The organism is Mesorhizobium sp. M7A.F.Ca.CA.002.15.2.1 (assembly GCF_003998715.1).
Lineage (GTDB): Bacteria > Pseudomonadota > Alphaproteobacteria > Rhizobiales > Rhizobiaceae > Mesorhizobium > Mesorhizobium ciceri.
Map to the genome: position 1 here is coordinate 1 of NZ_RZPI01000236.1, position 7,504 is coordinate 7,504.

9 protein-coding genes are annotated in these 7,504 nt (G+C 64.1%); 3 read left to right on the top strand and 6 right to left on the bottom strand.

Features of this window, described 5'->3' with window-relative positions:
- Together ENZ74_RS15140 and ENZ74_RS15145 are read left to right on the top strand one after the other, a co-directional pair.
- Positions 1-1,520, top strand: a 1,520-nt coding sequence (locus tag ENZ74_RS15140) for a DEAD/DEAH box helicase (RefSeq protein WP_164761040.1), incomplete at its 5' end; no start/stop codon positions are given.
- A 117-nt stretch (positions 1,521-1,637) separates the two neighbouring features.
- Positions 1,638-2,348, top strand: a complete 711-nt coding sequence (locus tag ENZ74_RS15145; RefSeq protein ID WP_063169563.1) for a DUF805 domain-containing protein — start codon at positions 1,638-1,640, stop codon at positions 2,346-2,348.
- Here ENZ74_RS15145 and ENZ74_RS15150 read toward each other — a convergent pair.
- The 6 genes from ENZ74_RS15150 to leuD all read right to left on the bottom strand — a co-directional run bounded on the left by ENZ74_RS15150 (position 2,338) and on the right by leuD (position 6,798).
- Entirely contained in the window at positions 2,338-2,826 is a 489-nt protein-coding gene (locus ENZ74_RS15150) for a GNAT family N-acetyltransferase (protein WP_063169564.1), read from the bottom strand. The genes ENZ74_RS15145 and ENZ74_RS15150 overlap by 11 nt on opposite strands.
- 4 nt (positions 2,827-2,830) lie before the next feature.
- Entirely contained in the window at positions 2,831-3,934 is a 1,104-nt protein-coding gene (gene leuB, locus ENZ74_RS15155; RefSeq protein ID WP_063169565.1) for a 3-isopropylmalate dehydrogenase, read from the bottom strand.
- Between the two features lie 290 nt (positions 3,935-4,224).
- A complete protein-coding gene (locus tag ENZ74_RS15165) occupies positions 4,225-4,575 on the bottom strand; it encodes a VOC family protein (protein WP_063169566.1) in 351 nt (116 codons plus the stop codon).
- A gap of 13 nt (positions 4,576-4,588) precedes the next feature.
- On the bottom strand, positions 4,589-4,972 hold the full coding sequence (locus tag ENZ74_RS15170; RefSeq protein WP_063169567.1) for a RidA family protein: 384 nt from the start codon (positions 4,970-4,972) through the stop codon (positions 4,589-4,591).
- Between the two features lie 221 nt (positions 4,973-5,193).
- On the bottom strand, positions 5,194-6,123 hold the full coding sequence (locus tag ENZ74_RS15175) for a hypothetical protein (RefSeq protein WP_013528788.1): 930 nt from the start codon (positions 6,121-6,123) through the stop codon (positions 5,194-5,196).
- 69 nt (positions 6,124-6,192) lie between these two features.
- Positions 6,193-6,798, bottom strand: a complete 606-nt coding sequence (gene leuD, locus ENZ74_RS15180; RefSeq protein WP_013528787.1) for a 3-isopropylmalate dehydratase small subunit — start codon at positions 6,796-6,798, stop codon at positions 6,193-6,195.
- Positions 6,799-6,926: 128 nt separating this feature from the next.
- On the opposite strand from leuD, the gene ENZ74_RS15185 reads away from it, so the two are divergent.
- Positions 6,927-7,352 (top strand): GNAT family N-acetyltransferase, encoded by a 426-nt coding sequence (locus tag ENZ74_RS15185; RefSeq protein WP_013528786.1) that lies wholly within the window; start codon positions 6,927-6,929, stop codon positions 7,350-7,352.
- Positions 7,353-7,504: the final 152 nt, after the last annotated feature.

Sequence of the window (7,504 nt, forward strand, 5' to 3'; positions counted from 1 at the left end):
GTGTGCTGGAGCGTGGCGCCCATATCGTCGTCGGCACGCCCGGCCGGCTGCGCGACCACATCACCCGGCGCTCGCTCGACATGTCGGCGCTGAAGGCGGTGGTGCTCGACGAGGCCGACGAGATGCTCGATCTCGGCTTTCGCGAAGACCTCGAATTCATCCTCGACGCCGCTCCGGCCGAACGCCGGACGCTGATGTTCTCGGCCACGGTGCCGCGCTCGATCGCCACGCTCGCCCAGGGCTATCAGCGCGATGCGGTGCGCATTTCGGCCGCCGGCGAGGAGAAGCAGCATCTCGACATCGAATATCGGGCGCTGAGCGTCGCCCAGCCCGACCGCGAGAACGCCATCATCAATGTGCTGCGCTATTACGAAGCCAAGAACGCGCTGGTGTTCTGCAACACGCGTGCCGCCGTCAATCATCTGACCGCGCGCTTCAACAACCGCAACTTCTCCGTCGTCGCCCTGTCGGGCGAGCTCAGCCAGAATGAGCGCAGCCATGCGCTGCAAGCGATGCGGGACGGCCGCGCAAAAGTCTGTATCGCCACCGATGTCGCGGCGCGCGGCATCGACCTGCCCAATCTTGAGCTGGTCATCCACGCCGATTTGCCGACCAACCCGGAAACGCTGCTGCACCGCAGCGGCCGCACCGGCCGCGCCGGGCGCAAGGGCGTCAGCGCGCTGATCGTGCCCAACAGCGCCCGCAAGCGCACCGAACGGCTGTTGCAGAACGCCGGCCTCAAGGCGACATGGGCGAGCCCGCCCTCGGCCGACGACGTGATGCGGCGCGACGACGAGCGCATCCTTGCCGATCCGGCTTTCGATGAGCCGGTGAAGGAGGACGAGCGCTCCTTCATCGACGCGCTGCTCGCCAGGCATGGCGCCGAACAGGTGGCCGCTGCCTTCGTGCGCCAGTGCCGCGCCAGCCGCTCGGCCCCCGAGGACCTCATGGAGATCGCGCCCTTCACGCCGTCGCGTGAAAGACCGGCGGGCGAAGGTTTCGCGCGCCGCGACGAGGCGCCCAGCCGCCGCGACGATTTCGGCGACAGCGTCTGGTTCTCGCTGTCGATCGGGCGCCGGCAGAATGCCGAGCCGCGCTGGCTCATCCCGATGCTATGCCGCACCGGCAGCATCTCGAAGCGAGAGATCGGCGCCATCAAGATGCAGCCGGAAGAGACCTACGTGCAGATCGCAGCGGATTGGGCAGACCGCTTCCTGGCCGCGATCGGTCCCGACCGGAAGCTGCAAGGCAACATCCTGGTGAAGCGGCTCGACGGTACGCCCGATCTGTCGCGCGCCGGCTATCAGCCGCCAAGCCCCGACAAGAAGCCGCATCGCGGCAAGGCGCCGTTCGATCCCAACGCGCCGAAGCGCAAATTCGAAAAACGTGCACCGGCAGCAGCCGATCAGCGCCCGACCGCCCCGCATGATGCAAAGCCATGGGCGAAGAAGCCGGGCAAGCCGAAATTCGACACCTCTGGTGCACCCAAGCACAAGAAGGCGAAGAAGCGGCCTTCGTAAGACCGGGCAACGAGCCTCATCCGCCCGCATGACGCCGGCCGCATCCCGATGCGGTCTTGCCCATCGGTTCGGCCATGTGCCACACCTTGGCAGGGACGTGGCAAGTGGGGGTGGCAAATGCGCGGCAAAGTGCTTCATTATGACGAAGTCCAGGGCTTCGGCTTCATCACCGGAGCCGACGGCAACCGCTACACCTTCACCCGCGAAAACCTGCGCCGGGAAACCACTATGCGGAAGGGCGCGGGCGTGGAATTCCAGGCGGGCGGCGGCCAGGCGCGCGACGTCTTTTTGATCGCCGCCGAGACGGCTGCGCCGGCCGGCGACGCTGGTACGAGCGCCGCGCCGACTCAAGCCGGTAACGCACCATCCGCTTCTGCGCCACAGGCCCAGCATTTCGGCCGTTCCTCCGGGCCGGCCGAGCCCACCGATCTCTGGGGCTATTTCTGGCGTGGCGTGACGCAGAACTATTTCAATTTCGCCGGACGTGCCCGCCGCAAGGAATATTGGGGTTATTTCCTGTTCTGGGTGGTCTCGCTGCTTGTCATCGGCGGTATCGGTCTTTTCGCCGACAACGAAATGGGCAATTTCGACAGCAGCGTATCGGCGGCGGTAACCGTCGGCCTTTGCGGCACCTTCGTCCTGGCGACACTGCTGCCCAGCCTCGGCATGACCGTTCGCCGCATCCATGACATCGGCCTCTCGGGCTGGCTTTATCTGGTGGTGCTGATCCCGACCATCGGCAGCCTGATCATCCTGGTCTTCGCGCTGATCCCGACGCAGGCCCGCGAAAACCAGTGGGGACCGGTGCCGGCGGGCGTCAGGGTCTAGGGATGATCGCCTTCAGCGCCTCGCCCGAAAGCCTGAGAAAGACCTTCTGGCCGTGGCGTTCTGCGCCAAGCCGGTCGTAGAAGCGCTGCGCGCCTTCGTTCCAGTCCTCGCTGGTCAGGTCGATGCGGCCGATGCCTTCGCGCAGGCAATGATCGGCGAGAAAGCCGATCAGCGCCCGGCCGACACCAGCGTTGCGGGCTTTGTCGCGCACGAACAGGTCCTTGAGGAACAGCAGCCGCTCGAGATCGATACCGGGATGCGCGATCGCCACCGACGCCAGGCCGCTGACCTCGCCCTCGATGAAGGCGAGCGCGAAATGCGGATAGGCCGGGCTTTCCTCGCCAAGCCATTTTCGTGCCGCAGACAGGGCCCGGTCGGCATCGAGAGGCCGTTGCCGATAATGTTCCGCCATCTCGCAAAACATGGCCGCGAGCGTCGTCGCGTCCTCGATCGTCGCCCAGCGGACGTCGACCGTCACGGTATCAGCCCAGGAATTTGGCGATGATCGCGTCGCCCATCTCAACCGTACCGACCTCGGTCATGCCATCGGACATGATGTCTTTCGTCCGCAGGCCCGCGTCGAGCACGGCGGCGATCGCGCCTTCGACGCGGTCGGCTTCATCGACCATGCCGAAGGAATAGCGCAGGCACATGGCGAAGGAGGCGATCATGGCGATCGGGTTGGCAATGCCCTTGCCGGCAATGTCGGGCGCCGAACCGTGCACCGGCTCGTACAGCGCCTTGCGCTTCTTGGTCTTGGCGTCAGGCGCGCCGAGCGAGGCCGACGGCAGCATGCCGATCGAGCCGGTCAGCATGGCGGCGATGTCGGACAGCATGTCGCCGAACAGATTGTCGGTGACGATGACGTCGAACTGTTTTGGCCAGCGCACCAGCTGCATGCCGCCGGCATCGGCCAGCATGTGGTCGAGCTTGACGTCGGCATAACGCGCCTTGTGGGTCTGGGTGACGACCTCGTTCCACAGCACACCCGACTTCATCACATTGCGCTTTTCCATCGAAGTGACATGGTTCTTGCGGGTCCGCGCCAGCTCGAAGGCGACGCCCGAAATGCGCTCGATCTCGAACGTGTCGTAGACCTGCGTGTCGATGCCGCGCTTCTGGCCGTTGCCGAGGTCGATGATCTGCTTGGGCTCGCCGAAATAGACGCCGCCGGTCAGCTCGCGCACGATCAATATGTCGAGACCTTCGACCACCTCCTGCTTGAGCGAAGAGGACGCTGCCAGTGCCGGATAGCAGATGGCCGGGCGCAGATTGGCGAACAGCTCCATGTCCTTGCGCAGCCGCAGCAGGCCGGCTTCTGGGCGCACTTCATAAGGCACCGCATCCCATTTCGGACCGCCGACGGCGCCGAACAGCACCGCGTCGGCCGCCATCGCCTTTTCCATGTCGGCATCGGAGATCGCCGCGCCATGCGCGTCATAGGCACAGCCGCCGACCAGCCCCTCATCGGTGGCAAAACCGCTGCCGAGCCTGTCGTTCATGACCGCGATCAGTTTCTTGACCTCGGCCATGGCCTCAGGACCGATGCCGTCACCGGGGAGCAGGAAAAGATGCTTCGTTGCCATGGAGAAACCGTCCTGGAAAGATTTGAACCGCGGCCTTGCTAAACGCCAAGCGAGTTGCATGCAAGCAGGAACGCAGCGATCACGGATAACCCGATTCGTTGGTGATCCGTAGCGCCCCCCTCTGCCCTGCCGGGCATCTCCCCCTCAAGGGGGAGATTGGCAGCATTATCGTTTCGCCTCTTCTTTCTGACGTGGAGATTGGCGAACGCCGAGGCGACATCCAATCTCCCCCCTTGAGGGGGAGATGGCCGGCAGGCCAGAGGGGGGCGCTGTCCCGCCGGCATACGTCATCACTGATGCGAGAGAATGTTGACCAGCCGACCGAACGGATCGCGGACGTAGAAGCGCCGCACGCCCCACGGTTCGTCGGCCGGTCCGTATTCGATGGCAAAGCCCGCCGCCTTCATGGCATCGAGCGCCGCATCCACGTCGTCGACCTCGATGGAGAGGTCGGGCACCGGCGTGCCGGAACCGCCTTGCGCCATGAAGCTGACCTGGACATCCATCTTTGCTTGCGAGCCGTAGGTTGCGATCCAGCCGAGATCCATCAGCACGTCGAGGCCGAGCACATCGTGGTAGAAACGCTTCGCCGCCGCGACATCCGCTGTCTCGATATTGGCAACAATGCGCTGGACTTTCATCGTCGGTCGCCCTTCAGGCCGTGCGCCGCAGCGCCGTCACCTCGATCTCGATCTTCATTTCCGGTTTGTTGAGTTGGCAGACGATCATCGTCGCTGTCGGCCTGATGTCACCGAACGTCTCGCCGAGGATCGGGAAGACTACATCCACGAAGGCCTGGTCGGTGATGTAGTAATGCGCCCGCACCACGTCAGCCATCTCGAAGCCGCCGTCCTTCAGCGCCTTGCCGATCGTCGCCAGGCAATTGCGCGTCTGCGCCTCCACCGTCTCCGGCATCGTCATCGTCGCATAGTCGTAGCCGGTGGTGCCGGACACAAAACACCAGTCGCCCTGCACCACGGCGCGCGAATAGCCGGCGGTCTTTTCGAACGGCGAACCGGTGGAGATGAGTTTGCGCATATGAGGGGCCTTGCTTGGGTTGTCGGCCAGCATTAGCAGGCGGAACGGCGCGGGTCGTGGGCCAAGCCAGGCAAACTGTTATCCCGGAAGCGAAGCGCGAACCTCCGAGATTGGTTGAAGCATCCCTTCCGTCGTCATCCTATGGCGGAGCAAGGAGCGTAGCGACGCGGCGCAGACCATAGGATGACGAAAGCGAGGGGGTGCTGCGCAACGCTAAAGCTTTAATTTGCCGCCCCCAGCGCCTTGTCCAACGCCGCCTTCACATCCGCCGGCCATGTCGCCACATCAGGCCAGGCGTTCGGCTGGCCATTGTCGCCGCGGCGCGCAAAATAGAGCCTGTGCTGGGCCGGGTCGACCGCCATGAAGCCGTCATTGCCGCCGCAATCATGCGGCACGCAGCCGCTGGCGTAGAAGGCGCCCGAAGCGGTCTTTTCGGTGCCGCCGCCGACCAGCAGGCTGGTCGCCATGTCGGCCATGTCCTTGCCGAGCAGCTTTTCCGCTTCCTTGTAGACGGCCTCATTGTGGAAGGCGTCGATGATGTTCTGGTACTTTTCCGGATCGATGTCCTTCCAGTCCGTGCCGGGTTCCGGCATGTAGGTCAGATTGCCCGAAATCGTCAGCCCGTCGGTCGGCGACCATTGCAAAGCCGGTTTCTCATCCCCCGGCAACAGGTAGGGCACGAAATAGATGGCGTTGTCGGACACCGCCGAGGGCGGGGCGCCGCACTGGTCCTGCTCGACAGTGGTGCTCTGGATCGTGCCGCCTTCCGGCTTCCAGACGATCACCGTCGCCGGCCCGCATTGGTTGCCGCCGTCGCCGACATCGAACAGCGCCACCTTGACGCCGCCGACCTCGACTATTTTGTCGAAGAAGACATCGTAATTGCTGGCCAGCTGCTTGCCGTCATAGGCAAGCACCTTCTCGCCATACTGTTCCTTCTGGGTGATGGTCAGCGTGCCGCCTTCGAATGGCACCGGGGCCTGCTTGTCGTCATCGGAAGCATCGGCGGCGTTCGTCCCCTGATCGGCGGACGGCTGCTCCGTCGCCGGGGCCGGCTGTGTGGCGGGCGTCTGGGTCTGCGCAGACGCGCTGGCGATTTGCCCCAGCAACAAGGCCAGCCCGCAAAGGCCGGCAAGAAGCGAACGTGTCATGACTGTCCCTCCACTCAGTCGCCGCGAACCGGCCCGAAAGGCCAGATCCACCCGTCCGGAGCGCGCCGCTCAGGCCCAGGGGCGCTGTTCGGCGTTGCGCTTCTCGAACGAAGCGATGGCGCCGGCTTTCTCCATGGTCAGGCCGATATCGTCGAGCCCGTTGAGCAGGCAGTGCCGCTTGAAGTCGTCGAGGTCGAATTTGACCACGCCGCCATCCGGCCCACGGATTTCCTTGGCTTCGAGGTCTACCGACACCGTGGCATTGGAGCCGCGCGAGGCGTCGTCCATCAGCTTCTCGAGATCCTCGGGGCTGACGGTGATCGGCAGGATGCCGTTCTTGAAGCAGTTGTTGTAGAAAATGTCGGCGAACGAGGTCGAGATGACGCAGCGAATACCGAAGTCGAGCAGCGCCCACGGCGCATGCTCTCGGCTGGAGCCGCAGCCGAAATTGTCGCCGGCGACCAGGATCTGCGCCTTGCGGTAGGCCGGCTTGTTGAGCACGAAATCCGGGTTTTCCGAACCGTCGTCCTTGTAGCGCATTTCGGCGAACAGGCCGGTGCCGAGCCCGGTGCGCTTGATCGTCTTGAGATAATCCTTCGGGATGATCATGTCGGTGTCGACATTGACGATCGGCATCGGAGCGGCGACGCCGGTGAGCTTGGTGAATTTTTCCATGGTTTTTGCCCGTGTTTTCGTTGCGGGGGAATTTGCTGAGGCCCGGTTTACACAAAGCCGGCGGCAAATAAAAGGCAACTGTTCGTGCATGGTGGCACAAGCCAGCCCGATGGTGCAATCTGGCGGCCATGGCAGAAAACGCACACGTCCTCTACGAAAGAGAACCCGCGCTCGACATCGCCGAATTCCGTCGCGTGCTGGTCGAATCCGGCCTCGGCGAGACACGGCCGATCGATGATGAAGCGCGGCTGCGGGCGATGCTGTCGGGCGCCAATCTGGTGCTGACCGCGCGCCTTGATATTCAGGGCAAGCCGCTGATCGGCGTCATCAGGGCGATCACCGACTTCTCCTGGGTCTGCTACATCTCCGAACTCGCCGTTTCCCGATCGGCACAGGGGCTCGGCATCGGCAAGGGCCTGATGGACGAGGCGCGCCGGCAGCTTGGACCATCGGTCGCCATCAGCCTGATCTCCATGCCCGATGCCGTCGGCTTCTACGAACGTATCGGCATGAAGCGCATGGCCGACGCCTTCTGGTTCGACCGCAAGGGCTGAGGCTCGCTCGAAATACTCTTCCGCAACCGTGGCGATCCTTCGCGCCAGCGTCAAAAAGGACCTTCCCTTCGCCCGCTCAAATCACATTCAATTCCCGGAACGCCCTTCCCTCCGCCACCCGCTCATACCCGAACGCCGAGCAATCCACCGTG

Bases quoted from the DNA above. Each gene is read 5' to 3' on its own strand.
- ENZ74_RS15170 (WP_063169567.1), bottom strand. From the start codon at position 4,972: ATGCGCAAACTCATCTCCACCGGTTCGCCGTTCGAAAAGACCGCCGGC.
- leuB (WP_063169565.1), bottom strand. From the start codon at position 3,934: ATGGCAACGAAGCATCTTTTCCTGCTCCCCGGTGACGGCATCGGTCCT.
- ENZ74_RS15165 (WP_063169566.1), bottom strand. From the start codon at position 4,575: ATGAAAGTCCAGCGCATTGTTGCCAATATCGAGACAGCGGATGTCGCG.
- leuD (WP_013528787.1), bottom strand. From the start codon at position 6,798: ATGGAAAAATTCACCAAGCTCACCGGCGTCGCCGCTCCGATGCCGATC.
- ENZ74_RS15175 (WP_013528788.1), bottom strand. From the start codon at position 6,123: ATGACACGTTCGCTTCTTGCCGGCCTTTGCGGGCTGGCCTTGTTGCTG.
- ENZ74_RS15185 (WP_013528786.1), top strand. From the start codon at position 6,927: ATGGCAGAAAACGCACACGTCCTCTACGAAAGAGAACCCGCGCTCGAC.
- ENZ74_RS15145 (WP_063169563.1), top strand. From the start codon at position 1,638: ATGCGCGGCAAAGTGCTTCATTATGACGAAGTCCAGGGCTTCGGCTTC.